This window comes from Planosporangium mesophilum (assembly GCF_016863255.1).
GTDB classification, from domain to species: Bacteria; Actinomycetota; Actinomycetes; order Mycobacteriales; family Micromonosporaceae; genus Planosporangium; species Planosporangium mesophilum.
In genome coordinates, this window is sequence record NZ_BOON01000064.1 from 16,722 (window position 1) to 42,483 (window position 25,762).

The 25,762-nt window shown below is 72.1% G+C and carries 22 protein-coding genes; 12 read left to right on the forward strand and 10 right to left on the reverse strand.

Annotated elements, in window-relative coordinates:
• Positions 1–27: 27 nt before the first annotated feature.
• The 3 genes from purL to purS are packed head-to-tail and all read right to left on the reverse strand — an operon-like array spanning position 28 to position 3,496.
• Positions 28–2,568 (reverse strand): phosphoribosylformylglycinamidine synthase subunit PurL, encoded by a 2,541-nt coding sequence (gene purL / locus Pme01_RS27890; RefSeq protein ID WP_168113881.1) that lies wholly within the window; start codon positions 2,566–2,568, stop codon positions 28–30.
• Positions 2,565–3,245, reverse strand: a complete 681-nt coding sequence (purQ, locus tag Pme01_RS27895; RefSeq protein WP_168113880.1) for a phosphoribosylformylglycinamidine synthase subunit PurQ — start codon at positions 3,243–3,245, stop codon at positions 2,565–2,567. The genes purL and purQ overlap by 4 nt, the downstream gene beginning before the upstream one ends.
• On the reverse strand, positions 3,242–3,496 hold the full coding sequence (gene purS / locus Pme01_RS27900; RefSeq protein WP_168113879.1) for a phosphoribosylformylglycinamidine synthase subunit PurS: 255 nt from the start codon (positions 3,494–3,496) through the stop codon (positions 3,242–3,244). The genes purQ and purS overlap by 4 nt, the downstream gene beginning before the upstream one ends.
• Positions 3,497–3,857: 361 nt before the next feature.
• Between purS and Pme01_RS27905 the strand changes: the two genes are divergently transcribed.
• On the forward strand, positions 3,858–4,535 hold the full coding sequence (locus Pme01_RS27905; protein WP_168113878.1) for a S1 family peptidase: 678 nt from the start codon (positions 3,858–3,860) through the stop codon (positions 4,533–4,535).
• Positions 4,536–4,596: 61 nt separating this feature from the next.
• Here the strand turns inward: Pme01_RS27905 and purB are convergent, their stop codons facing one another.
• Both purB and Pme01_RS27915 read right to left on the reverse strand, forming a co-directional pair.
• Complete coding sequence (purB, locus tag Pme01_RS27910) at positions 4,597–6,030, reverse strand: adenylosuccinate lyase (RefSeq protein ID WP_203935928.1); 1,434 nt, start codon at positions 6,028–6,030, stop codon at positions 4,597–4,599.
• 260 nt (positions 6,031–6,290) lie between these two features.
• Entirely contained in the window at positions 6,291–7,574 is a 1,284-nt protein-coding gene (locus tag Pme01_RS27915) for an acetyl-CoA C-acetyltransferase (RefSeq protein WP_168113877.1), read from the reverse strand.
• A 77-nt stretch (positions 7,575–7,651) separates the two neighbouring features.
• Between Pme01_RS27915 and Pme01_RS27920 the strand changes: the two genes are divergently transcribed.
• From Pme01_RS27920 to Pme01_RS27940, 5 genes are all read left to right on the forward strand, one after another.
• Positions 7,652–8,971: a 3-oxoacyl-ACP reductase gene (locus Pme01_RS27920; RefSeq protein WP_168113876.1), complete on the forward strand. Its 1,320-nt coding sequence runs from the start codon at positions 7,652–7,654 to the stop codon at positions 8,969–8,971.
• A gap of 1 nt (position 8,972) precedes the next feature.
• Complete coding sequence (locus tag Pme01_RS27925) at positions 8,973–9,854, forward strand: MaoC/PaaZ C-terminal domain-containing protein (RefSeq protein WP_168113875.1); 882 nt, start codon at positions 8,973–8,975, stop codon at positions 9,852–9,854.
• Between the two features lie 69 nt (positions 9,855–9,923).
• Positions 9,924–10,229, forward strand: coding sequence for a hypothetical protein (locus Pme01_RS27930; RefSeq protein ID WP_168113874.1), 306 nt, complete (start codon positions 9,924–9,926; stop codon positions 10,227–10,229).
• Positions 10,230–10,411: 182 nt separating this feature from the next.
• Positions 10,412–11,827: a hypothetical protein gene (locus tag Pme01_RS27935; RefSeq protein ID WP_168113873.1), complete on the forward strand. Its 1,416-nt coding sequence runs from the start codon at positions 10,412–10,414 to the stop codon at positions 11,825–11,827.
• 24 nt (positions 11,828–11,851) lie between these two features.
• Entirely contained in the window at positions 11,852–12,253 is a 402-nt protein-coding gene (locus Pme01_RS27940; RefSeq protein ID WP_203935929.1) for a hypothetical protein, read from the forward strand.
• A 49-nt stretch (positions 12,254–12,302) separates the two neighbouring features.
• On the opposite strand, the gene Pme01_RS27945 is transcribed toward Pme01_RS27940, so the two are convergent.
• A complete protein-coding gene (locus Pme01_RS27945; protein WP_168113871.1) occupies positions 12,303–12,743 on the reverse strand; it encodes a protease inhibitor I42 family protein in 441 nt (146 codons plus the stop codon).
• Positions 12,744–12,856: 113 nt separating this feature from the next.
• On the opposite strand from Pme01_RS27945, the gene Pme01_RS27950 reads away from it, so the two are divergent.
• Positions 12,857–13,867 carry an FAD-dependent oxidoreductase gene (locus tag Pme01_RS27950; protein ID WP_168113870.1) on the forward strand — a complete coding sequence of 337 codons (1,011 nt, stop codon included), beginning with the start codon at positions 12,857–12,859 and terminating at the stop codon, positions 13,865–13,867.
• 38 nt (positions 13,868–13,905) lie between these two features.
• The gene (locus tag Pme01_RS27955) at positions 13,906–15,987 is read left to right on the forward strand and encodes a S9 family peptidase (RefSeq protein WP_168113869.1); all 2,082 of its coding nucleotides are present in this window, start codon (positions 13,906–13,908) and stop codon (positions 15,985–15,987) included.
• A 73-nt stretch (positions 15,988–16,060) separates the two neighbouring features.
• Here Pme01_RS27955 and Pme01_RS27960 read toward each other — a convergent pair whose 3' ends face one another.
• On the reverse strand, positions 16,061–17,017 hold the full coding sequence (locus tag Pme01_RS27960) for a threonine ammonia-lyase (protein WP_168113868.1): 957 nt from the start codon (positions 17,015–17,017) through the stop codon (positions 16,061–16,063).
• Positions 17,018–17,154: 137 nt separating this feature from the next.
• Positions 17,155–17,670, reverse strand: a complete 516-nt coding sequence (locus Pme01_RS27965; protein WP_168113867.1) for a DUF1360 domain-containing protein — start codon at positions 17,668–17,670, stop codon at positions 17,155–17,157.
• A 148-nt stretch (positions 17,671–17,818) separates the two neighbouring features.
• On the opposite strand from Pme01_RS27965, the gene Pme01_RS27970 reads away from it, so the two are divergent.
• Entirely contained in the window at positions 17,819–18,487 is a 669-nt protein-coding gene (locus tag Pme01_RS27970; protein ID WP_168113866.1) for a hypothetical protein, read from the forward strand.
• 100 nt (positions 18,488–18,587) lie between these two features.
• On the opposite strand, the gene Pme01_RS27975 is transcribed toward Pme01_RS27970, so the two are convergent.
• Positions 18,588–19,385 carry an SAM-dependent methyltransferase gene (locus tag Pme01_RS27975; RefSeq protein ID WP_168113865.1) on the reverse strand — a complete coding sequence of 266 codons (798 nt, stop codon included), beginning with the start codon at positions 19,383–19,385 and terminating at the stop codon, positions 18,588–18,590.
• Between the two features lie 123 nt (positions 19,386–19,508).
• Here Pme01_RS27975 and Pme01_RS31285 point away from each other — a divergent pair, with 123 nt between their 5' ends.
• Positions 19,509–22,910 (forward strand): ATP-binding protein, encoded by a 3,402-nt coding sequence (locus Pme01_RS31285; protein ID WP_239088507.1) that lies wholly within the window; start codon positions 19,509–19,511, stop codon positions 22,908–22,910.
• A 97-nt stretch (positions 22,911–23,007) separates the two neighbouring features.
• On the forward strand, positions 23,008–23,916 hold the full coding sequence (locus tag Pme01_RS27980; protein WP_239088508.1) for a GAF domain-containing protein: 909 nt from the start codon (positions 23,008–23,010) through the stop codon (positions 23,914–23,916).
• A gap of 45 nt (positions 23,917–23,961) precedes the next feature.
• Here Pme01_RS27980 and Pme01_RS27985 read toward each other — a convergent pair whose 3' ends face one another.
• Positions 23,962–24,675, reverse strand: coding sequence for a class I SAM-dependent methyltransferase (locus tag Pme01_RS27985; protein ID WP_168114092.1), 714 nt, complete (start codon positions 24,673–24,675; stop codon positions 23,962–23,964).
• 129 nt (positions 24,676–24,804) lie between these two features.
• Here Pme01_RS27985 and Pme01_RS27990 point away from each other — a divergent pair, with 129 nt between their 5' ends.
• Positions 24,805–25,761, forward strand: a complete 957-nt coding sequence (locus tag Pme01_RS27990) for an acyl-CoA dehydrogenase family protein (RefSeq protein WP_168113863.1) — start codon at positions 24,805–24,807, stop codon at positions 25,759–25,761.
• Position 25,762: the final 1 nt, after the last annotated feature.

Below are 25,762 nucleotides of genomic sequence, written 5' to 3' on the forward strand. Positions count from 1 at the left end.
TTTTCGTCGTCCTGGGGCCGACCGGCGTCAGCTCTTCGGGTCGGCAGCGTCGTCGGCGTCGTCCTCCGGGTCGGCGCCTTCCGGGTCGGCGTCGGCGGCGACGACCGCCTCGGCGGCCACCTCCGCCTGCGCGGCCTGGTCGGCCCGGATCGCCAGTTCGACCTCGACCGCGTCGGCCGGAGCGTCCCCGTCCGCCTGGGCGTCGCCGAACAGGTCCGGCAGCGTCGCCGAGTACGCCTGCCGCAGCTCCGCCAGCGGAATGCGGAACTGGTCGCCGACCTCCAGCGCCCCGCTGCGGCCGTCGACCACACCCACCCGGGCGTGAGCCAGGTTCATCTCCGTGCAGAGCGCCAGGAACGCCTCCTCGTGCCCGCGCGGCACGGCGACGAGCGCCCGGCCCGCCGACTCGGAGAAGAGCAGCACGAACGGGTCGACGTCGGCGGGCAGCGAGATCGTCGCGCCGAGGTTGTGCCGCAGGCACGACTCGACCAGTACCTGGGCGAGTCCCCCGTCGGAGAGGTCGTGGGCCGCGCCGAGGTGGCCCCGCTCGGCGGCCGTCGCGAGGACGGATGCGAGCAGCTTCTCGGCGGCGAGGTCGACCAGAGGCGGGCGACCGCCGAGGTGCCCGTGCTCGACCCAGGCCCACTCCGAGCCGGACAGCTCCGGCCGGGTCTGGCCGAGCAGGATCAGCACGTCACCGTCGGCCGAGAAGCCCATCGGCACCCGGTACGTGACGTCCTCGAGCACCCCGAGCACGCCCACGACCGGCGTGGGGTTGATCGGGGCGGCACCGGTCTGGTTGTAGAAGCTGACGTTGCCGCCGGTGACCGGGATGCCCAACTCCTGGCAGCCGTCGGCGAGGCCGCGTACCGCCTCGGCGAACTGCCACATGACGGTCGGGTCCTCGGGCGAGCCGAAGTTGAGGCAGTCGGTCACCGCGACCGGGGTCGCGCCGGTGACCGCGACGTTGCGGTACGCCTCCGCGAGCGCCAGCTTGGCGCCGTTGTACGGGTCGAGCCGGGCGAACCGGCCGTTGCCGTCCAACGACAGCGCGATGCCGAGCCCGCTGGACTCGTCGATACGGATCACGCCGGAATTCTCGGGCTGCGCGAGCACCGTGTTGCCGAGCACGTACCGGTCGTACTGCTCGGTGACCCACGTCTTGTCGCACAGGTTCGGGCTGGCGACGAGCCGCAGGACGGTCTCGCGCAGCTGGTCGCCGGTCTTCGGCCGGGGCAGGGTCTCGGCCCGGTCCGCGTTGAGCAGGATCAGGTCGGCCGGCTCACGCATCGGCCGGTGGTACACCGGGCCGTCGTCGGCCAGGGACTCCGGCGGCACGTCGACCACGGTCTCGCCACGCCAGTTGATCACCAGGCGGCCGGTGTCCGTGACCGTACCGAGCGCGGTCGCGAGCACGCCCCACTTCTCGGCCACGGCGAGCACGCCGTCGACCTTGGTCGGCTCGACGATCAGGAGCATCCGCTCCTGCGACTCGCTGGCGAGGATCTCGTGCGGCTCCATCGAGGGCTCCCGTAGCGGTACGAGACCAAGGTCGATCTCCATACCGGTGCCGGCAGCCGCCGCGGTCTCGCTGAGCGCGCAGGTCAGGCCGGCGCCACCGAGGTCCTGGATGCCGACGATCAGGCCGGCGTCGTACACCTCGAGGCACGCCTCGATGAGCAGCTTCTCCATGAACGGGTCGCCCACCTGCACCGACGGCCGGCGAGTCTCGCTCTCGGCGTCGAAGGTGGCGCTGGCCAGTACGGACACGCCGCCGATGCCGTCGCGCCCGGTCTTCGCGCCGAGCAGGATCACGACGTTGCCGGTGCCCGCGGCGGCCTTGTTCTGCAGCCGGTCGACCGGCAGCACGCCGACGCTGAGCGCGTTGACCAGAGGGTTGCCCTGGTAGCAGGGGTCGAAGACGACCTCGCCGCCGACGTTGGGCAGGCCCAGGCAGTTTCCGTAGCCGCCGACGCCCGCGACGATGCCGGGCAGTACGCGCTTGGTGTCGGCGTGGTCCGCGGCGCCGAAGCGGAGCGAGTCCATCACCGCGATCGGACGGGCGCCCATGGCGAGGATGTCGCGCACGATGCCGCCGACGCCGGTCGCCGCACCCTGGTACGGCTCGACGAAGCTGGGGTGGTTGTGCGACTCGGCCTTGAACGTCACGGCGAGGGTGTCGGAGATCCGCACCACGCCGGCGTTCTCGCCGATGCCGGCCAGCATCCGGTCGGACTCCGGCGCCTTCTCACCGAACTGGCGCAGGTGAACCTTGCTCGACTTGTACGAGCAGTGCTCACTCCACATGATCGAGTACATCGCCAGCTCGGCCTGGGTGGGCCGGCGCTCCAGGATCTGCTTGATCTTGGCGTACTCGTCGTCGCGCAGCCCCAGCTCAGCGTACGGCTGGTCGGCGTCCGAGCTCTCGGCGGCGCGGGCCACCGTGTCGGGGCCTTCTTCGTAGTAGGGAACGATGTCGTCATCAACCGCCGGACGTCCGGCCTCGACGGCGGTCGCGTCGAGGTCCGGGGCCACGGAGGTCTCGTTGGTCTGTGGTGTCGCGGTCATGCGTGCGCTCCGAGGTGTGCGAGCACGGAGGTGAAGAAGCCCAGCCCGTCGACGGACGGACCGGTCAGCGCCTCGACGGCGTGCTCGGGGTGCGGCATGATGCCGACAACGTTGCCGGCCTCATTACTGATTGCCGCGATGTCGCGCTGCGAGCCGTTGGGGTTGCCTCGCACGTAGCGGGCGACGATCCGGCCGGAACCCTCGAGCTCGTCAAGGGTACGTCCGTCGGCGACGTAGCGACCCTCACCGTTCTTGACCGGAATGAGGATCTCCTGTCCGGCCTCGTAGCCCGCGGTCCAGGCCGAGCCGGTCGACTCGATCCGCAGCCACTGGTCGCGGTTGCGGAAGTGCAGGTGTTCGTTACGGGTCAGCGCACCCGGCAGCAGGTGCGCCTCACACAGGATCTGGAAGCCGTTGCAGATGCCGAGGACGGGCATGCCGTCGCCGGCCGCCTTGACGACCGAGTCCATCACGGCCGAGAAGCGGGCGATCGCGCCGCAGCGGAGGTAGTCACCGTACGAGAAGCCGCCCGGCAGGATCACCCCGTCGACGCCGCGCAGGTCCGAGTCGGCGTGCCAGAGCGCGACCGGCTCGGCGCCGGCGATACGCACGGCGCGCTGCGCGTCCCGGTCGTCGAGCGAGCCGGGGAAGGTGACGACACCGATGCGCATGCTCACTGATCTGCCTCTTCGTACTCTTCGACACGCACGGTGAAGTCTTCGATCACGGGGTTGGCCAGCAACTTGTCCGCGATCTCGCGAGCGCGGTCGAGGTCCGGCTCGCCCTCGAACTCGATCTCGATGTGTCTGCCGATGCGGACCGAGCGCACATCCCCGATACCCAACCGCGGCAGGGCACCGGCGACGGCCTGACCCTGCGGGTCGAGGATTTCGGGCTTGAGCATGACGTCCACCACGACGCGGGCCACGGAGCACTCCTGACTTTCGGCGCAGCTTGGCGAGGCGCCCAGCCTACCGGCTACCCGGCGTACACCCGTCATCGCCCGTGCTCGATCGACACCGTGCACCGGCCTGCCAGCGGCGATTTGCAGTGACGGATATCACGCTGAGTAACCCTTCAAGCACAGTGAAGTCCGGCACCGAACCGGCACCCGTTACCGACGAACATCGATCCCTACCGATACCCTTGCCTTGTCTCGACAGGGGTTTCTGAATATTCCGCGCACCTGGCCGAACGGCTACTGTCCCGCGTCGAGCGGCGGAATAACCGCCGCTCAGCGTGGTTCGACGGGCCGGCGACCCCGGGCCGTCCCCCCGGAAGGAGTCCAGATGCGCATCCGACTCGCGCTGACGTCCCTCGGCACCGCAGCGGTCGCCGTGCTCGCCATCGCACCCACCGCCGCGCAGGCGAGTGACCCGTCGCCCACCATCATCGGCGGCGGCACCGTCTCGTCGGCCCCGTGGGCGGCCCAGGTCTACGCCAGCGGCAGTTTCACCTGCTCGGGCACGATCATCGCGTCCCAGTGGGTGCTCACCGCCCGCCACTGCCTCTCGTCGAGCATGTCGGTCCGCGTCGGCAGCGTGTACCGCGGATCCGGCACCGCCGCCTCGGTGACCGCCACGTACGCGCAGAACGATCTCGCACTGCTCCGCCTGGGTACCGCGATCAGCACCTCGTACTCCCCGCTGGCCAGCAGCGACCCGCCGGTCGGCTCGAACAACTCGATCTACGGCTGGGGAATGACCTGCTACAGCGGCTGCCAGCCGGCAAGCCAGCTCAAGACCGCGACGGTGCGTGTGACCGGCTTCACCACCGACGCGTACGGCGGCCGCGCCATCCGGAGCACGGCGGTCAACGGCAACGCCTGGAAGGGCGACTCGGGCGGACCGGAGTTCTACAACGGCCTGCAGGTCGGCGTGGCCTCCACAGCCGACGGCTCGAGCACGCAGAACTACGGCAGCGTCGCGGTGAACCGCAGCTGGATCCGGTCCGTCAGCGGCGTCTGATTTTTGCGATCTTGGGCACTTGGCCGCCCGGTGGCACCGCCAAGTGCCCAAGATCCAAAAATTACAGGATCGGGGCGGGCGCGTACGCCGCCGCCTCCGGACGCCGGGCGATCACCTCGGCGACCCGGTCGGCCACCGCCCGCACCTGCTCTGACGCGGCCCCGGTGAACGCGGTCGGGTCGGAGACCAACGATTCGATCTCGGCTCGCGACAGGCGTAGCCGGGAGTCGGCGGCCAGCCGCTCGTACAGGTCGTTCTCGGCCAGGCCCTTCTCCCGCATCGCGAGCGCGACCCCGACCGCGTGCTCCTTGATCGCCTCGTGGGCGGTCTCCCGCCCGACGCCCTTGCGGACGGCGGCCACGAGCACCTTGGTCGTGGCGAGGAACGGCAGGTAGCGGTCCAGCTCCCGGCCGATGACGGCGGGGTACGCGCCGAACTCGTCGAGCACGGTCAGCAGCGTCTGGAACAGCCCGTCCACGGCGAAGAACGCATCGGGCAGGGCGACCCGGCGTACGACCGAACAGGAGACGTCACCCTCGTTCCACTGGTCGCCGGCCAGCTCACCGACCATGTGCAGGTAGCCGCGTACGATCACGGCCAGCCCGTTGATCCGCTCGGACGACCGGGTGTTCATCTTGTGCGGCATGGCGCTGGAGCCGACCTGGCCCGGCTTGAAGCCCTCGGTCACCAGCTCCTGCCCGACCATCAGCCGGATCGTGGTGGCGAGGCTCGACGGCGCGGCCACCGCCTGGGCCAGGGCCGAGAGCACGTCGAAGTCGAGCGAGCGGGGGTACACCTGCCCGACGCTGTGCAGGACGCGCTGGAAGCCCAGGTGCTCCGCCACCCGCTGCTCCAGCTCGGTCAGCTTCGCCGCGTCACCCTCGAAGAGGTCCAGCTGGTCGGCGGCGGTGCCGACGGGGCCCTTGATCCCGCGCAGCGGGTACCGGGCGATCAGCTCGTCGACCCGCTCGTACGCGATCAGCAGCTCCTCCGTGGCGCTGGCGAAGCGCTTGCCCAGCGTGGTGGCCTGCGCGGGTACGTTGTGCGACCGGCCGGCCATGACGAGGCCCTGGTACTCGAGCGAGAGGCGCGCCAGGCGACCCAGGGCTGCGACCATGCGGTCACGTACCAGCTCCAGCGACGCCCTGATCTGCATCTGCTCGACGTTCTCGGTCAGGTCGCGCGAGGTCATGCCCTTGTGGATGTGCTCGTGCCCGGCGAGGGCCGAGAACTCCTCGATGCGCGCCTTCACGTCGTGCCGGGTGACCCGCTCGCGGTCGGCGATCGACGCGAGGTCGACCTGGTCGAGAACCCGCTCGTAGGCGGGGATGACGTCGTCGGGGACCTCGACCCCGAGGTCGCGCTGCGCTTTGAGGACCGCCAGCCAGAGGCGGCGCTCCGCGCGTACCTTCTCCTCGGGCGACCAGAGGGTGACCAGCTCGGCAGAGGCGTAGCGGGCGGCGAGAACGTCAGGGACCAGCGGCTTTTCCGTCACCCGGCCAGTATCCCAGCCGGCGATCCGGCCCTACTCGTAGTGGTACCGGAACTGGGCTATCCGGATCTCGCGCCACGCGAAAGCTGCCTTCACTCGGTCAGCCCTCAAACCGTCCCGCCGCCGCTCTCCAGCTCCTCGATCGAGGAGAGCAGTCGCCGGGCGTTCGCCGGACTACGGGACGTTAGGCCGGAAGTGACCCACCATCCGCAGTCGGACGACAGGCGGATGGTGGATCGCAAGATGACGTCTCCGTAAGCCGGCTACTTCGCGGACAGGATCGCGGTCACGCCCTGCCCACCCGCGGCGCAGATCGAGATCAGGCCCCGGCCCGACCCCTTCTCGTGCAGCAGCTTGGCGAGGGTCGCGACGATCCGGCCGCCGGTCGCGGCGAACGGGTGCCCGGCCGCCAGCGACGAGCCGGCGACGTTCAGCTTCGACCGGTCGATCGAGCCGAGCGGCCCGTCCAGGCCGAGGCGGCCCTTGCAGTACGCCGGGTCCTCCCACGCCTTGAGCGTGGCCAGCACCTGCGAGGCGAACGCCTCGTGGATCTCGTAGAAGTCGAAGTCGCCCAGCTTCAGGCCGGACCGCGCCAGCATCCGCGGCACCGCGTACGTCGGGGCCATCAGCAGGCCCTCCCCGCCGTGCACGAAGTCGACCGCGGCGGTCTCGGCGGTCTCGAAGTACGCCAGGACCGGGATGTTGTGCGCGGCGGCCCACTCCTCGCTGGCCAGCAGCACGACGGCCGCGCCGTCGGAGAGCGGGGTCGAGTTGCCGGCGGTCATCGTGGCACCCTCGCCCTTGCCGAAGACCGGCTTCAGCGAGCCGAGCTTCTCCAGCGTGGTGTCCGCGCGGAGGTTCTGGTCGCGGTTCAGGCCGAGGTACGGCGTGACCAGGTCGTCCATGAACCCGCGCTGGTACGCCTCGGCGAGGTGCTGGTGCGAGGTGAGCGTCAGTTCGTCCTGCTCCTCGCGGGTGACGCTCCACTCCTTGGCGGTGACGGCCGCGTGTTCGCCCATGGACAGGCCGGTGCGGGGCTCGCCGTTGCGCGGGATGTCCGGGACGAGCTGGGTCGGGCGCAGCTTGGACAGCGCCTTGAGCCGGCCGCCCAGGGAGCGCGCGCGGTTGAGCTCCAGGAACGCCTGGCGCATGTCCTCGTTCACACCGAGCGGCGCGTCCGAGGTGGTATCGACGCCACCGGCGATACCGGCGTCGATCTGGCCGAGTGCGATCTTGTTGGCGACCAGGGTGATCGCCTCCAGGCCGGTGCCGCAGGCCTGCTGGACGTCGTACGCGGGGGTGTGCGGGTCGAGACGGGAGCCGAGGACGCACTCGCGGGTGAGGTTGAAGTCGCGGCTGTGCTTGAGCACGGCACCGGCCGCCACCTCGCCGAGCCGCTCGCCGGCCAGGCCGAACCGGGCGACGAGGCCGTCCAGCGCGGCGGTCAGCATGTCCTGGTTGGACGCTCGGGCGTAGGGGCCGTTGGAGCGCGCGAACGGGATCCGGTTGCCTCCGAGGATCGCCACGCGGCGGGGAGCTGACTGCATGACAGATACCATACCAACGAACCTTACTCATGAGTAAGATTACGGGCGAGTAAGAAGTTGAGGGAGGAGCGGCTGACATGTCCGATCGCTACACCAGCTTCGCCAACACCACCGCCGGCCGGGCCATGGTCAAGCGACTGGGTCTGCCGGAACCGGTGCGGTTGCGCCGATACCGGGCCGGCGACCCCGACATCGAGGGCACCGTCCTGGTCGGAGGGGCCGGGCGGCTCGCCGAACCGGTACGCAAGCTGCTCCGGGAAGGGGGCGCCAGCACCGAGGGCGAAGGCCCGTACACGGGGCTGGTCTTCGATGCGACCGGTATCGCCGACTCGACCGGGCTGCGCGCGCTCTACGACTTCTTCCACCCCGTCGCCCGGTCGCTGCGCCCGTGCGGACGGGTCGTCGTGCTCGGCACCCCGCCGGAGGAGTGCGGCAACCCGCGCGAGGCCACCGCGCAGCGCGCGCTCGAAGGGTTCGTGCGCTCGGTCGCCAAGGAGTTCGGCCGGGGCACCACCGCGCAGCTGGTGTACGTCGCGCCCGGCGCCGAGGACGCCGTCGAGTCGACCCTGCGGTTCCTGCTCTCGCCGAAATCCGCGTACGTGTCGGGCCAGGTCGTCCGGGTCGGCGCGGCGGACGTGACCGCACCCGCCAACTGGACCAGGCCGCTGGAGGGCAAGGTCGCCCTGGTCACCGGCGCGGCCCGGGGCATCGGCGAGGCGATCGCCCGGGTGCTGGCCCGCGACGGCGCGCACGTCGTCTGCCTGGACGTCCCGGCGGCCGGCCAGCCGCTGTCGGCCGTCGCCAACGACATCAAGGGCAGCGCGCTCCAGCTCGACCTCACCTCGACCGACGCGCCGCAGCGGCTGGTCGAGTACTTCTCCGAGCGCAACGGCCGGGTCGACATCGTCGTCCACAACGCCGGCATCACCCGCGACAAGACGCTCGCGCGGATGTCGGAGGACAAGTGGGACGTGCTGATGGACATCAACCTGTCCAGTCAGGAGCGGGTCAACGACGCACTGCTCGCCGCCGACCTGCTGCCGTCCGGCGGCCGGATCGTCGCGGTCTCCTCGATGTCCGGCATCGCCGGCAACCGCGGCCAGACCAACTACGCCGCGTCCAAGGCCGGCGTCATCGGCCTGGTGCAGTTCAACGCCCCGGTACTGGCCTCCAAGGGCGTGACCATCAACGCCGTGGCGCCCGGCTTCATCGAGACCCAGATGACCGCGGCGATGCCGATGGTGGTCCGCGAGGGCGGCCGGCGTATGAACAGCATGTCGCAGGGCGGGCAGCCGGTCGACGTCGCCGAGACGATCGCGTGGTTCGCCAGCCCCGGCTCGGCCGGCCTGACCGGCAACGTGGTCCGGGTCTGCGGCCAGAGCCTGCTGGGGGCGTGAGATGGCCGTCGTCGAACTGGGCGCGGCCCCGCGACTGGGGCCGCTCTACCGCAGCGCGGCGCTGACGGCCGTGCGGCGCAAGGCCGTCGGCGGCCGCGGCGCCGCGACGCTTCCGGACACCGAGGTACGGGTACGCGAGGTCGCCGTGGACCGGGCGCACCTGGCCGCGTACGACCGGGTGTGCGGGTTCCGGCTGACCGACGAGCTACCGGCCACGTACCCGCACATCCTCGCGTTCCCGCTCGCGGTGTCCCTGATGGCGCGGCCCGACTTCCCGCTCGCGCTGGTCGGCCTGGTCCACGTGGCCAACCGCATCGAGGTGCACCGGCCACTGACCGCCGACGACCGCTTCGAGCTGCGGGTACGGGCCGAGGACCTGCGTGAGCACGAGCGCGGCCGGCAGGTCGACCTGGTCGCGGAGGCGCTGGTCGACGGCGAGATCGTGTGGACCGGGCGGTCGGTGTACCTGCGCCGGGAGTCCAAGCCCGGCGGCTCCGGTGGCGGCGATCGCCGCTCCGGTGACCGGACGCCCGCGCCCGACGGCGGTGCGCTGTGGCGGGTCACCCCGCGGGTGGGTAGCGAGTACGCCGACGTCTCCGGTGACCAGAACCCGATCCACACCTCCCGCCTGGGCGCACGGGTACTCGGCTTCCCGACGCCCATCGCGCACGGCATGTGGAGCAAGGCCCGCTGCCTGGCCGCGCTGGAGGGCCGGCTGCCGGAGCGGTACACCGTGGACGTGTCGTTCAAGCTGCCGGTACCGCTGCCGTCGACGGTGGCGTTCTCAGCCACCCGGGCCGGGACCGACGGCTGGCGGTTCGGGCTGCACGGCGCGAAGTCCGGCAAGCCGCACCTGTCGGGGGAAGTTATCCACAGGCCGTAGTTGGGGCTCCCCGGGCTGGCGGTCGCTCCGTAGACTCGCGGCGATACGTCAGCCCGGGGAGGACCAGCAGTGACCCATCCGTCATTCAGCGTCGACCCGGCGCAACTGCAGCCCGTCGCGGACAACATGCGCAGGCTCCGTGACGACCTCATGGAAACGGCGGATCGACAGCTGAAGCCGTGGGCCCAGGGTGACGACGCCGTCTTCGGCGAGTACGGGGCCGCCCAGGCGTGGACCAAGCTGCTCACGCTGTGGACCGAAGAGCTGCGGTGCGCGAGCAGGACCGCAAGCCACTGGGACGACAGGTTACGGGTGGCGATCGAGCACTACCGGCGCAGCGACGCCGACAGCGCCCAGCGCCTGGGTAATGGCTGACCAGCCGGACGGAAAACGGGGAGGCGTCGGTGGGCAGGACCGCCCTTGAGCGTCTGGAGCGGCTTCAAAAGGAAATCGGCGGATCGATGAACCTCCTGACGCAGGGGGACATGCTCCGCCTCGTGCGTCAGGCGCTGGCGGAGCCGTCCCCACGCGGGTCGGCAGAGGAACTCACCAATCGCGTGAACGTGCTTCAGGACGCCGGCCACGAATGCGCCGAGCAACAGAAGTTCCTCAACACGCAGGTTGGCGACCGGCTGTGCGCCGCCTGGACCGGAGCGGCGGCGGAGAGCGCCAAAGCCGGCACCGCGGCTCTCGACCACACGCTGGAGCGCGCCGGGGAGGTCTTCGTCGAAGCCTTGATCGCGCTCCGCACGCTCAGCCAGGCGGTCGAGGATGCTCGGAAGGCGGACGGTTACGGCCGCAGCGATCTTGAGCAGGCGGAGCACATCCTCGCCGAAATATGCTCGTCCAGCCTCCCCGATCAACTGGAGGACGACGGCTTGCGGGAGCAGGCCCACAACGCGGCGAAGGACGGCATCGCGACGATGGTCTCGGCGGCGCATCACCTCCGGGACGCGAGCCAGGTGCTGGAACGGAAGTTCAGCGAACTGTCGTCCCGCGCGCGCGCCGCCCTGCTGGGCAGCCGGCTGCAACCGGACTTCCTCAGCGACCTGACCGATCCGCTGGTCATCGCGGACGCCGCCGTCCCGGGAGGTCCGCACGACGCCAACCTGATCCTCACCGCCGACGCGGCGCGCCGCGCCAACGACCGGCTCGGCCAGATGAACGCCCGGGACCGCGAGCGCTTCACCGGGATGCTGCACGCCTGCGACTCCCCACAGGAGGAGGCGTACGTACTGCAGGCGCTCGCGGCCGGTTACAGCCTGGACCAGATCCGGGACTTCGACGCCAAGATCCACCTGCACGCCGAGGACCCGATGTGGCTGCGGCAGCACCTGACCCCGATCGTCGACGACTCCGGGCCCGACAAGTTCAACAGCCACCGGTCGGTCGATTTCGACGGCCGGGACTGGACCCAGGGCAACGACCCGACATGTGTCGCGATGTCGACCGTGATGGCCCGGGCAGAGATCGATCCGCTGTACGCGCTGCAGTTGACGACCGGCGACCACCCCGGCGACCCGGCCTACGACAACCCGGACGCCTTCGCCCGGCGGTTGCACGACGAGCAGCACCGGATCTACGACGACGGTCGCACCTGGCTGCAGGACCTGTTCGGCCAGGACGGCATGACCGAGGGACAAGCGCGCGACATCGCCAACGAGCAGGTGGCCTCACGCACCGGGGCGAGCTACCACAAGGTGGAGGTCGACTCGGCCGGTGACCGCCGCGGTGTCCTCCCTGACGTGGAGATGGCGGTCGACCAGGGGTTGCCGGTCACGTTCACAGTCCGGGACGGCGACCGCGCCCACGAGATGGCGATCGTGGGCCGCCAGGGCGACATGCTGGAGGTGTACAACCCGTGGGGGTACACCGTCTGGGTCAGCGAGGACGACTTCGTGAACGGCCGCATGAACGTCATCGAGGACGGCGTTCCGGCGAACGTGCACGCCGTCAACGTGCCGCGGCGCTAGGAGGCGGCGATGTCAGGAGGATCCGTGCCCGAACCCCATGGCCGCCGCACCGACCGGGACCTGGCCGAAATCGACGTGCCGGCGCTGCTCCGCGACGGGCTGGCCACCGCCGGCCCCACCCACCACGAACTGTTCGGCGATGCGCGGATCGCCGCTGCCGTCGCGGCCGACCGGCTCGGCGTGCAGCCCCGATCGCTGACGTTCCTGGCCGAGGTGGCCCGGCGAGGCGGCATCGGGTACGCGGCCGGGCTGCCCGAGCCGCTGCCCGGTGCGGCGCGCACCGCGTTGGCCCGCGACTGGCTGGAGGCGGCGAGTACCGTGCCGGCTGACAGGCGCGCCGACGAGGAGTTCGCCCGCTGGCTCGACGCGGTCGCCGTCATCCTGGGTGTACGCCAACACACCGCGCCGCCGCCAGAGGTGCGCTGATCGGTCACCGGCGCCGCCGGCGCGCCGTGCGGCGACGGCGTCCGGCCCCTCAGCGCACCGTCACGGTCCAGACGGCGTCGCGTGACTCGGCCGTGGTCCGGTCGGTCCCACAGCCCTGGAAGCAGTTGTGCAGCGTGATGGCGACCGAGCCGGTGCGCCGCGCGTCGAACACGAAGTACCGGGTGCCGGCCCCTCCGCCGATCGCCGGGCCGAACACCCGGTCGGCGATGTTGCCGTCGACCTGCTCGCTGCGGACGAGCGCGACGACGCCGTCCGGCGTGGCGGCGGCGGTCCAGTGGTCACCCACCGAAGACCCCCGGTCCGGAACGGCCAGGGAGAACCGGTGGCCGTGGCCCACGACCACCGCGCTGTCGCCCTGAGGGTGGACGTCGCCGTAACGCGCCCGCCGCACACCGTTGATCGCGGCCATCCCGGCCAGCGCGGCCACCACCACGGCCGCGAGGGTCACCAGCCACCACCGTTGGCGCATCGCTCGCCCTCCATCGCCCGACTGCCCCGCCAATGTACGAGGTGCGCGCGAGGCCGGGGCGCCCGAATCCGGGCCCGGCGGCAGGACGGGTACGGCTGGCATAACCTCAGCGAATGACGCAAGCGGGCCCGGACGCGATCGTGCTCGGAGCGGGGGTCATCGGGCTGAGCACCGCCATCTGCCTGGCCGAAGCGGGCCTGCGCGTCCTGGTCCGCACCGAGGCCCTGCCGGCCCGTACCACGTCCGCCGCGGCGGCCGCCCTGGTCGGGCCGCTCTCCTTCCCGCCCGGTCACGCTGCGTCCGACTGGGAGCGGGTGACGCTCGTCGAGTTCACGGCGCTCGCCGAGGTGCCCCACACCGGGGTGCGGATCCGCAGCGGCCTGCTGGCCGCCCGCCCGGGCCTGCCCCCGCCGCCGAACTCCGAGTTCACCGCGGGCCTGGAACCGGCCGACCCGGACGAACTGCCGGCCGGCTTCGAGTACGGGTTCCGGGCGACCCTGCCGCTGGTCGACATGCCGGTCTACCTGGCGTACCTCACCGACCGGCTGGCCAGGGCCGGTGGGCGGGTGGACGTCGCGCCGGCCGAGTCGCTCGCCGAGGTTGCGCGGGACGCTCCGCTGATCGCCAACTGCACCGGGGTCGGCGCGCACGCGCTCGTACCCGATCCCGAGGTGCACCCGGTACGCGGCCAGCACGTGGTCGTGGAGAACCCGGGGCTGGAGACGTTCTTCCTGGAGGCGCCGATCGGCAGCGCGTGGGCCGGCTACTTCCCGCACGACGACCACGTCGTCCTCGGCGGTACGGCGTCGGTCGACGACTGGAACCTGGCCGCCGACCCCGCGATCGCCCGGGAGATCCAGAACCGGTGCGGCGAGATCGAGCCCCGGCTGCTGGGCGCGCGGGTACTGGCCCACCGCGTCGGCCTGCGGCCGGCCCGCCCGACGGTACGGCTGGAGGTCGAGGAGATCGGTGCGGCGCGGTGCGCGCACAACTACGGTCACGGGGGCGTCGGGGTCTCGATGTCCTGGGGCTGCGCCCGCGAGGCGGCGGCACTGCTGGTCACCGGCTGGTCCGGCGGCGCCGGCCCGCCGACGGTGCATCCCAGCCCGGTCGAGCCCGGCTAAGCCCTACAACGGCGTTGCGCCGGGTAACGTGGGCGAACGTGACGAGCCAGCCGCCCATCGCCAAGCGAGTACCGTCCGAGCGCGTACACCACGGGGACACCGTGGTCGACGAGTACGCGTGGCTGCAGAACAAGGACGACCCGGAAACGATCGCCTACCTCGAGGCCGAGAACGCGTACACCGAGGGCGCGACCGCGCACCTCGGCACGCTGCGCGAAACGCTGTTCGACGAGATCAAGCTCCGCACCCAGGAGACCGACCTGTCGGTACCGACCCGCAAGGGCGGTTTCTGGTACTACACCCGGACCATCGAGGGCAAGCAGTACGGCGTCCACTGCCGTCGGGCCGTCGCGATCGGCGAGGTCGACCCGCCGTCCACACAGCACGGTGCTCCGCTGGCGGGTGAGGAGGTGCTGCTCGACGGCAACGAACTCGCCGCCGGCAAGGAGTTCTTCGCCCTCGGTACCTTCGACATCAGCCCGGACGCCCGGTGGCTCGCCTACTCGTGCGACTTCGACGGCGACGAGCGGTTCACGCTGCGGATCAAGGACCTGCTCACCGGCGAGGTGCTGGCCGACGAGATCCCGAACACGTTCTACGGCTCGGCCTGGTCGGCCGACGGCTCGACGCTGTTCTACATCACCGTCGACGAGGCGTGGCGGCCGTACCGGGTCTGGCGCCACGTCCGCGGCACGACGGCCGCCGAGGACCAGGTGGTGTTCGAGGAGCCCGACGAGCGGTTCTGGGTCGGCGTCGACCTGACCCGGTCGGAGAAGTTCATCGTCGTCGACGTGCACAGCAAGATCACCAGCGAGGTGCACGTCATCCCGGCCGACCAGCCGGCCTCGCCGCCCCGCGTGATCGCGCCGCGGGAGCAGGGCGTCGAGTACTCGGTCGAGCACCACGGCCACCGGTTCCTGATCCTGCACAACAGGGGGGCGGAGGACTTCGCGCTGGCGTACACCTCTGTGGACACGCCGGGCGCGGACTGGACGCCGCTGCTGGAGCACGAGCCGGGTACCCGCCTGTTGCAGGTCGACGCGTTCGCCCGGCACATGGTGATCTCGTTGCGCCGTAACGGCCTCACCGGCCTGCGGGTGATGCCGTTCGACGGCGGCTCCTCGTACGACATCGAGTTCCCCGAGCCGATCTACTCGGTCGGTCCGGACGCCAACCCGGAGTACGACACCGCCACGTTCCGGCTGCACTACGGCTCGCTGGTGACGCCCGAGTCGGTCTACGACTGCAACCTGGAGACCGGCGAACTGACGCTGCGCAAGCGGAAGCCGGTGCTCGGCGGGTACGACCCGGAGCGGTACGAGCAGCACCGCGAGTGGGCGATCGCCGAGGACGGCACCCGGGTACCGATCTCGCTGGTCTGCCTGCGTGACACGCCGCGCGACGGCTCGGCACCGCTGCTGCTGTACGGGTACGGCTCGTACGAGCACGCGATCGACCCGTGGTTCTCGATCGCCCGGTTGTCGCTGCTCGACCGGGGCGTGGTGTTCGCCGTGGCGCACATCCGCGGCGGCGGTGAGATGGGGCGCCGCTGGTATGAGGACGGCAAACTGCTGGCCAAGAAGAACACCTTCACCGACTTCATCGCCTGCGCGGAGCACCTGGTGAAGGTCGGTTGGACCGGCACCGACCGGCTCGTGGCGCGCGGCGGGTCCGCCGGTGGCCTGCTCATGGGCGCGGTCGCCAACATGGCGCCGGACGCCTTCGCCGGCATCGTGGCGCAGGTGCCGTTCGTGGACGCGCTCAACTCGATCCTCGACCCGTCGCTGCCGCTCACGGTCACCGAGTGGGAGGAGTGGGGTAACCCGCTCGACGACCCCGACGTGTACGCGTACATGAAGTCCTACACGCCGTACGAGAACGTGGCCGACCGCGCGTACCCCGCGATCCTGGCCCTGACCAGTCTCAACGACACCCGAGTGCTCTACCACGAGCCGGCCAAGTGGGTCGCGCGCCTGCGCGCCACCGCACCGGACACGAAGGTGCTGATGAAGACGGAGATGGGCGCCGGGCACGGCGGACCGAGCGGCCGGTACGACGCCTGGAAGGAAGAGGCGCTCGTCAACGCCTGGGTGCTCGACCTGCTCGGCCGCGCCTCCTGACCTGATCCCATGATCACGGAGAGTTCGGGTCGCCATGGCGGCCTCGACTCTCCGTGATCATGGGAGGGTCGGGTCAGGCGTCGAGTTCCTCGGCGATGAGGAGGCCGGCCAGCAGGGCGGGGTCGATGTTCCCGCCGCTGACCACGGCCACGGTACGGCCGGGCGGCAACTCTTCGCGGTGGTGCAGGTACGCCGCCGTGGTGACCGCGCCGCTGGGCTCGGCCACGATCCGCGCCGCGCGGGCCAGCAGCGACACCGTCGTCAGGATCTCCTCCTCGGAGACCGTGACGATGCCGTCGAGCCGCTCGCGCAGGTGCGCGAAGGTCAACTCCGACAGGGGCGTCCGCAGGCCGTCGGCCATCGTGCGGTACCGGTCCTCGGTGGTCCACGACCGCAGCTCGCCGTGGGCCAGGCTGTCCGCCGCGTCGGCGGCCAGCGCCGGCTCCACGCCGATCACCGTCGCCCGCGGCGCCAGGGCCTTCACCGCGGTCGCCACGCCGGAGGCGAGGCCGCCGCCCCCGACCGGTACCAGGACCACGTCGACCTCGGGCAGGTCCTCGACGATCTCCAGGCCGACCGTGCCCTGGCCGGCGATGATGTGGCGGTGGTCGTACGGCGGAATGATCGTCAGCCCGCGCTCGGCGGCCAGCTCGGCGGTGCGGCTCTCCCGCTCGGCGGGCGGGACCGTGACGACCTCGGCGCCGAGGGCCCGGATGGCGTCGACCTTGACGGCCGGCGCGCCCTCGGGCACGACCACGACGACCGGGCTGCCCACCATCCGGCCCGCGTACGCGAGAGCCTGGCCGTGGTTGCCCGAGGAGTGCGTGATGACGCCGGCGGCCTGCGCGTCCAGGGGCAGCGACAGCAGGGCGTGCACGGCACCGCGTACCTTGAACGCGCCGATCGGCTGGAGGTTCTCCGGTTTGAGCCACAGGTCCGTCCCGATCGCCCACGACGCCAGCAACGGGGTACGGACCGCGATCCCGGCGATACTCTTCGCGGCGGCGCGCACGTCCTCAATAGTGATCATTCAGTACCGCCTCATGTGAATCCTGGAGAGAGTGCCCTGCTCACGATGCCAAACTCCGCCGGGTACACGGCTCGCCGGGCCTTCCGTCGCCCGCGGCGGCGCCGACCGTCATCGGCGCGTCGATCGTGTCGACGGGGTCAGCCCTCCGCCACGTGCTTCGCCGTGTCGTACCCCAGGTGCAGGAAGTCGGCGCCCGCGATCGCGGTCGCGACCCCCATCCCGAACCGGGTCAGCCTGGGCGCGAACACCAGACCGGCGGCGAGGCCGCTCGCCACCCAGACAGCGGTACAGAATGGGCAGGTCAACAGCTCACCCAGGGCGTGCTGCGCGCCGGTGCCGCGCGGGCTCTCGTTGAGCTCGGCCTCACCGGCGGCGCCCTCGAACCTCGTCACGGGCGCCCGGAGCGGGCTGGTGACCGCGTCCTTGGTCAGCAGCCGGGACACCTTGTGCGTGGACACGGCCAGCAGCGCGAGATCACCGGCGGACGGGCGCTCGGGGAGCCGCTTGCCGGTGAGCCGGGCCAGGCCGGCGACGGCGGCCGCGCCGGCCGCGTAGATCGCCATGACGGTCGCGTACCCGCGCAGGGGTCTCTCATCGGTTGCCTTCTCCGCGTAGCCCTGTACCGCACGCAGCGCCGTATCGGTGTGTCCCATGCCAACCAGGGCTACCCTCGGGCGCTCCGAGCAAAACACCGGCCCCGGGGCTGGTGGTCCCCGTCGTCCTCAGCCTGGAAGGGCGACTGCGAGCCGTATCCGGACGCTGACTCGTCGTGGTCACGAGGCCCGATGTCGATTAGAATGTATGTTCGAAAGACAGAGACGGAGGGCCTCCGTGACTACCCCCACCACCACCCTTGCTCCGTACGTGACCCTGCTGGGCTTCGCCCGCTATGTCGGGCGTACCGGCCCGTCCCGGGCGTCGTTCGTCCAGGGGCTGCGCCGCCAGCGCGCCAGCCACTCCGGCTTCAACCCGCACAGCTCACTGCTCAAGGCGCTCAAGGCGGACATCCAGTTCCGTAGCGGCGGCAGCCACCTCGAGCAGGTGCGCACCGCCGTCAAGCCGCGCTGGCGCCCGCTCCACGACATCCTCGTACCCGCGACCAAGGACTACCTGGCCTCGCTCGGCGACCTCAACGAGTGCCAGTTGGTACGAACCCGCGACGTGATCGCGTTCGTCAGCAACCTGCCCGTCAAGATCAACCCCCAGTTCGGGCTGCGGTACGCCGACGGCCGCGCCGAGGCGGTCCGGCTCGTCTTCGACGAGCAGCCCCCACCCCAGGAGGCGATCCTGGCGACCCTGCACCTGATGCAGAGGCACATGGACGACATCCTGCCGGGGGCCGAGGCGGTCGTCGTCGACGTACGCCGGGGGCAGGTGCACCGCCCCGACCCGGGTACCAAGCCGGAGCAGGTGGAGCAGTGGCTCGCCGGCGAGGCCGCCGCGTTCGCCACCATGTGGGACGTGGCCTAGTCGGGCCGGCTCCTCGCCCTCGGTGAGGAGCCGGCCGTCCGGCCCGCTACCTGGCGAAGATCCGCGAGTAGGCGGGCCTCAGGCCGGCCCCGTCCGACGGCTAGCGCCGACGACCCACACCCGCCAGCGCGGGTACCTGGTAGGCCTGCTGCCCGGGCACGCCCTCCGGCCGCCACAGCGCCGGCGGGACCAGACCGGGCTCGACCACGTCCCAGCCGTCGAAGAACCTGGCGATCTGGTCGCGGTTGCGCAGGTACGCCAGCTGGGGCGGCTTTCGCATCTCCCGCTCCAGCCGCCCGACGTCGGCGCCCGGCGGCGCGCAGACGTGGGAGATGGCCAGGTAACTGCCGGGTACGACCGCGTCAGCGAGCGTGGCCACGACCCCCCCGGGGTCGTCGTCTTCGGACAGGAAGTGCAGCAGCGCCAGCAGCAACAGGCCGACCGGCCGGGAAAAGTCGATCGTCGAGGTCACGGCGTCGGAGTCGAGGATCGCCTTGGGGTCGCGGATGTCGGCCTGCAGCACCGCGCCGCGGCCGTCATCTGCCAGCAGGGCCCGGCTGTGCGCGACCGCGACCGGGTCGCTGTCGACGTACACCACCCGCGCGTCCGGGTGGCTGCGCGCCGCCACCTCGTGGGTGGGGTCCTGGGTGGGTATCCCCGAGCCCAGGTCGAGGAACTGCGTCACGCCCTGCTCTGCCATGTGCCGGACGGCACGGCCGAGGAAAGCCCGGTTGCTACGGGCCCCGTACGGGATCTCGGGCGACGCCGCGATGGCCCGCTCGGCGATCTCCCGATCCACGGCGAAGTTGTGGGTACCGCCGAGGAAATAGTCGTAGACCCGCGCAGGACTCGGGCGGGTGAGGTCGATGTCGGCAGGTGCCCAGCGTGGTCGTTCCACCGCGTTACGTTCTCATATCGGTCACCATGACCGTCAAGATGTCGTCCGGATCCCCTCCGAGCCGGCCGCTCGGTACGGGCGACGCATAATCGATGCGGTGCCGGCTCCAGTCGAGGGGGTGGGATGCGCGGCCCGGACGACTCTGCCGCGGATATCCCCGACGCGACCCGACCGTTGACGGCGGCCGGGCCGTTCGGCGTCACCGAGTTCCTGCCGCTCGCGATCGACCTCGCCCGGGCGCTCGACGGATGGCACGCCCGCCGGGGGCCGCACGGCGCGCTTGGCCCCGACACCGTACGCCTCGCCGCGGACGGCGGCGTCCACCTGCGGGACGGCGCCGGCACGGCGCCCCCGGCCGCCTACGCCGCCCCCGAACAGAGCGGCCGGCTGGAGCCCGGCGTGGACGAGCGCACCGACCTGTACGCGCTGGGCGCCCTGTACCACCACCTGCTCGGCGGCCGGCCGCCGTTCCTGGCCGACACCGCGGAGCAGTGGCGGCGATGCCACCTGTCCGAGCCGCCGACGCCCCTGTCGGAGCTCGTGTCGGAGCTCGTCCCCCGGCTGCCGCCCGCGCTGAACGAGATCGTCGCGCTGCTGCTGCAGAAGTCGCCGGACGACCGGTACCAGACCGCCCGGGGGCTCGTCGTCGACCTCGAGCGCTGCCGCGACGCGCTGGCCGGTGGGGCCGCGACCCCGCTCCTGCTGCGTACCCGTGACCTGCCCGACCGGCTCGTCTTCGGCCGGCTGTACGGGCGGGAGCGGAAGCTGAGCCGGTTGCAGTCGGCGTACGACCGGGTCGCGGCCGGTGGGCCGGCCGAACTGGTCGCGGTGACCGCCGACACGGGTCTGGGCAAGTGGGCGACCGTGACGCGCTTCGCCGACTCGGTGGTGACCGGCGGCGGCCTCACCCTGCGGAGCTTCTGCCGGTCGGACGACGCCGGTCCGTACGCGGCCCTCGGCCGGCTGCTCGCCGACCTCGCCGCGCAGCTGGCCGACGCGCCCGCCGAGCACCGGGCCCGGATCGCCGACGCCGTGGGAGCCTGCGGCGCCACGCTCGCCGAGCTGGTACCGGCGCTGCGCGGCGTGTTCGGCCAACGGACGCCGCCGTCCGACCGCACGATCGCCGCCGCCGGGCACCGCGTACACCTCGCGGCCCGGCGGCTGCTCGGCGCCGTGAGCACTCCCGGCCGTCCCCTGGTGATCGCGATCCGGGACGTCCAGTGGGCCGACGAACTGACCGTCGAGCTGCTCCGGTACGTCCTGGCCGTACCGGACGCCCCGGCGGTACTGGTCGTCCTGACCTACCGGACGGCCGACGTCGGTACCGGCCACCCGCTGCAGGCGCTGCTGACCGACGAGCGGGTGACCAGCGCCCCGCTGGCCCTCCGGCCGTTGCCGGACAGCGCGCTGGCCGAACTGCTGGGTGACACGTTGGGCGCCGGCCAGCGCGACTCCGCGCGACTGTCCCGCGCGGTCGCGTCGCGTACCGGCTCCAACCCACTGCTGGTGGAGCACTTCCTGCGCGGCCTGGCCGACCGGGAGCTGCTCAGGTACGCCGACGACGGCGCGAACTGGCAGTGGCAGCAGCGGCTCGTCGACAACGAGCCGGCGGACACGGAGCTGAGCGCGCTGGTCGAGGCCCGGCTGCGACGCTTCGGCCCCGACACCCGGGAGGCGCTCGAACTGGCCGCCGTGCTCGGCCCGCACTTCGACGCGCCGACCCTCGCCACTACCTCCGCGAGCAACGCTACTGAGATCGTCGAGCGGCTCCGCCCGGCGGTGCGCGCGGATCTGGTGACCGCGGGCCCGGCGCCGGGCGGTTACCGGTGGCGACACGAGCAGGTACGCCACGTGGTACTCGCCGGCGTCTCCGACGAGCGCCTCGCGCGGCTGCGCCTGGCCGTCGGCGAGGCCCTGAGGCCGCACCCCGATCGCCTGTTCGAGGCGGTGACGCACCTCAACGCCGCGGCCCGGACGCTACGGGTGGACGAGCTGGCCGAGCTGAACCTCGCCGCCGGCACCCGGGCCTACCGGGTCGGCGCCGCGGCGGCGGCGAGCGGGTACTTCGCGGCGGGCCTCGACCGGCTCGGCCCCGACGCCTGGCGGGAGACGCCCGACCTGGCGCTCCGCCTGTACCTCGCCGCGGCCTCGGCCGAACTGGCCGCCGGCCGGCCCGTGGAGGCCGACCGGCTGCTGGCGGCGGCCGGCCCGCACGTCGTCACCGACCTCGACCGGGCGCGCCTGCTCTGCGCGCAGGCCACGCTGCGCCACCACGCGGGTGACGGCACCGGGGCGCTACGCCTCGGCGTCGAGGCCCTGCGGCTGCTCGGGATGCCGGTACCGATCGACCCGCACGCGTGGCCGGCGGCCGCCGCCGACGCCACGAAGCGGATCCGGCGCGCCCTCGACCGGAGCGCGCTCGACCGGCTCGGCTCCCGGCCGGGCTGTACCGAGCCCCGCGTGGTGCTCGCCGCGGACCTGATCTGCGACCTCGCCCAGCCCATCTGGCCGGACGGATCCGGCCGCGACCTGCTGACGGTGCTCGGCGTCGAACTGGCGATCGAGCACGGACCGACCGCCGCGACCGGCTCCACCCTGGCCCGGCTGGCCCTGATGTTCGCTCGCGACCGTCATGAGGCGGCGGCCTCCCTGGCCGCGGAGGCGGGGCAGCGCCTGCTGGACCGGCCCGGTACCCGCCGTCCGGCCGTCACCCGCGCAGTGGCAGCCGTGGTGGGCCCGTACTGGCTCCGCGATCCCGCCCCGATGATCCGCGAGCTGTACGCCGCGTACCGCGCCGCGGTGGAGGAGGGTGAGGTCCGGCTGGCGCAGCGCATCGGAGCCGTCTACTCGGTGCACCGGTTCGCCGTGGGCACCCCGCTGGACCAGGTGGCGGCGGACATCGAGGCGCGGCGGCGGTTCGCCCGCCGCCACGGTGCCGACGGGCGGGCCGGTGCGGTCATCCAGCTGCTGGACGAGGCGGTGAGCCGGCTGCGCGGCGTGCCCGGCGACGCCTCCCCGCCCACCGAACAGGAGGAGCGGGCCCGGCAGCGGATCCTGCGGGGCGAGTTCGGCCCCTACTCCGTCGTCGGCCTCTCCCCGCTCCTCGCCCCGGCGCACGTCTTCGACGACGCCGCCGACCTGGCGGGGATGAGCGATCTGGTCGCGGCGATCGTGGAGCGGTCGCCGATGACCTTCCTGACCGCCGAGACGGCGTTCTGGAACGCGTTCTCGCTGCTCAGCCGGGGGGGAGGCCGCCTCGGCCGAGGAGCGGGAGGCGCTGTGCGCCGAGCTGGAGACGTTGCAGAGCAGGCTGGACGACCTCGCGGCGCGCGGCCCCGGCCTGTTGCGCGCCCGCGCGCTGCTGCTCGCCGCCGAGCGGGCCCGGCTGGCCGGCGCGGCGGAGCAGGCCAGGGTCGGGTTCGACCGGGCCATCGCCGCCGCCCGGGACTCCGACTTCATCCGTACCGAAGCGTTCGCCGCCGAGCGGGGTGGCCTGCACGCCCTGGCATGCGGGCAGACCGGTGACGCGGTCGCGTACCTGCGCCGGGCGCGTACCTGCTACCAGCGGTGGGGCGCCGAGGCCAAGCTCGACCAGCTCGACGACCTGCTGGCGACCGCCACCATGCCGGCCGGTGCGTCCCGCCCGCTCGACCAGCTCGACCTGCTCACGGTGGTGCAGGCGTTCCAGTCGATCTCCAGCGAGCTGCGGCTGGACCGGCTCGTCGGCGTCCTGCTCGAGCTGCTCGTCCGGCACTCCCAGGCCGAGCGGGGGTACCTGCTGCTCGCCAACGGGAAGACGCTGGAGCCCGCCGCCGAGGCGGAGGTCGAGCGCGACCGGATCCGGGTCAGCACCCGGGTCGACGGGCCGCTGGAGGACCGGGTACCGCTGCAGGTGATCATCCAGGCCGGGCGGAACCGCGAGGTCATCGCGGGCGGGCCGGACGAGCTGACCGCGTTCGTCACCGACCCGTACCTGGCGAGCGTGCGGCCCCGGTCGGTGCTCTGCGTCCCCATCGTGCGGCGCGACAACCTGCTCGCCGTGCTGTACCTGGAGCACCGGCGGCTCGGGTCGACGTTCTCCAGCTCGTACCGCCACCTGCTCGACCTGTTCAGCAACCAGGCCGCGATCGCGCTGGAGAACGCGACGGTCCACGCGCGGCTGATCGAGGCGAACCGCATCCTGGACGCCACGTTCGACCGCATGCCGGTCGGTCTGGTGCTGCTCGGCCCCGACCTGACCGTGCGGCGGGCCTCACCACAGGCGGTCGAGATCATGGGGCTGCCGATCGCACCGGGCACCCCGCTGGTGGATCTCTTCGACGTACTGACGCCGGCCGACATGACCGACCAGGCGTACCGCTACGAGCCGGGCTTCGCGACGGTGGCGGACCGGTCGGACCCGATCAACCGCGAGATCGTGATCCTCACCCCGCACGGCGAGCGGCTACGGCTGTCGACCTCGGCGATCCCGCTGCGCGACGAGGCCGGTGCCCTGGTCGGCGTGACGGTCCTGGTATCCCCGGCGGGGTAGCCGGGATCGGGCCGCTCAGCCCCGGCGGGGTAGCCGGGCAGCGGTTCACTCGCCCGGCGTACGGGCGACCGCGAAGACCGACTGGCCGAACGGCGCCCGCCCGTGCCGCTCCAGGCGCCGTGCCAGCGGCACCACCGTCCGGTCGTACAGCCGGACCAGCGGCCCGTTGTGCGGCGCCAGCCCCAGCGTGCGGCAGGCCACGTACCAGCCGAGCAGACCGACCGGGTTGATGTACCGGAGCTGCTCGACCCGCAGGCCGGCCCCGGTCAGCGCGGCGCCCAGCGAGGCCACCGTGTATCGGCGGTAGTGCCCGATGGTGCGGTCGAACCGGCTCATCGCCGAGGGGAAGGCCGGCACGATCAGCACGACAGCACCGCCCGGCCGCAGCAGCCCACCGATCGACCGCAGGCCCGCCACGTCGTCCTCGACGTGTTCGAGCACGTTGAGCGCGACCGCCGCGCTGTGCTCGGCGCGCTCCTCGGTCGGCAGGAACAGCGTGCGCACATCGACCCGGGAATCGTCTGCGAACCGTTCGACGAGGCCCTTCAGCCGGCTCTGGTCGGCTTCGGTCACAGTGATCCGCGACACCGTACTGAGCCAGGCCGCCGCGTAGTCGCCGATGCCGCTGCCCAGCTCGATCGGGTTCTCCCCCAGGTAGGGGCGCGCGAGGTCGGCAAGCCACCGCTGGTAGTTGACGGCGTCGCTCAGATCCTCGAGGACCCGCGACTGGAGGTGAGTATCGCCCGCTATCTCCGGCATCAGCACGGTCATTTCTATAGGTGCCTGACAGTCCCGGACAACGTACCCGAACTCGTCGCCGATTTCATCGCGCACTCACCGTCAGGGATCGATCAAAGACCTCGACAAGAGGGGTCTAGGGTCGGACCCATGCTCGACAAGGCTCGCCGCATCGCCGACGAGGTACTCTTCCCGGCCGCCGGCCGCGTCGACGTGACCGGTCAGATCCCGGCGGAGCACCTCGACCTCCTGGCCGCCGAGGGCTTCTACGGACTGGCGGCGCGCGAGGACGTCGACCGGACCACGTTCGCGCGGATCGTGGAGGCCCTGGCCGGCGGCTGCCTGGCGACGGCCTTCGTCTGGCTGCAGCACCATGCCGCCGTCACGGCCGCAGCGAACACCCCGGGCGTACGCGAGGAGTGGCTGGAGCCGCTGCGGGCGGGACGGCGCCGGGCCGGGATCAGCCAGGCGGGCGTACGGCCGGGCCCGAGCCCGCTGACCGCGCAGCGGGTCGACGGCGGCTACGTGCTCGACGGCGAGGCGCCCTGGGTGACCGGCTGGGGCATGATCGACACCCTGCGGGTGGCGGCCCGCGACGGTGACACGATCGTGTGGGCGCTGCTCGACGCCGCGGCCGGGCCCACGCTGCGGATCACTCCGCTCGACCTGGTGGCCGTGCAGGCCAGCGGCACCGTGCACGTCCGGTTCGACCGCCACTTCGTACCCGAGGAGCGGGTCACCGGTACCCTCCCGCTCTCCGACTGGGCCGGTTGGGACGCCGCCAACCTGGGGCTCAACGGCTCCCTCGCGCTCGGGGTCGCGGCCCGCTGCTGCCGGCTGATGGGCCCGAGCCAGCTGAACGCCGAGCTGGACGCGGTACGGGCCGCTCTCGACACCGGTACCGGACAGACCCTCCCGGCGGCCCGCGCGGCAGCCTCGGAGCTGGCCCTGCGCGCCGCGGCGACGGTCACGGTGACGACCGGCAGCCGGGCCGTGCTCGCCGGCGCCCATGGGCAACGGCTGGTCCGCGAGGCGACGTTCCTGCTGGTCTTCGGCTCCCGTCCGGCGATCCGGACCGACCTGCTGCACCGGGTACGGCGAAGCTGAC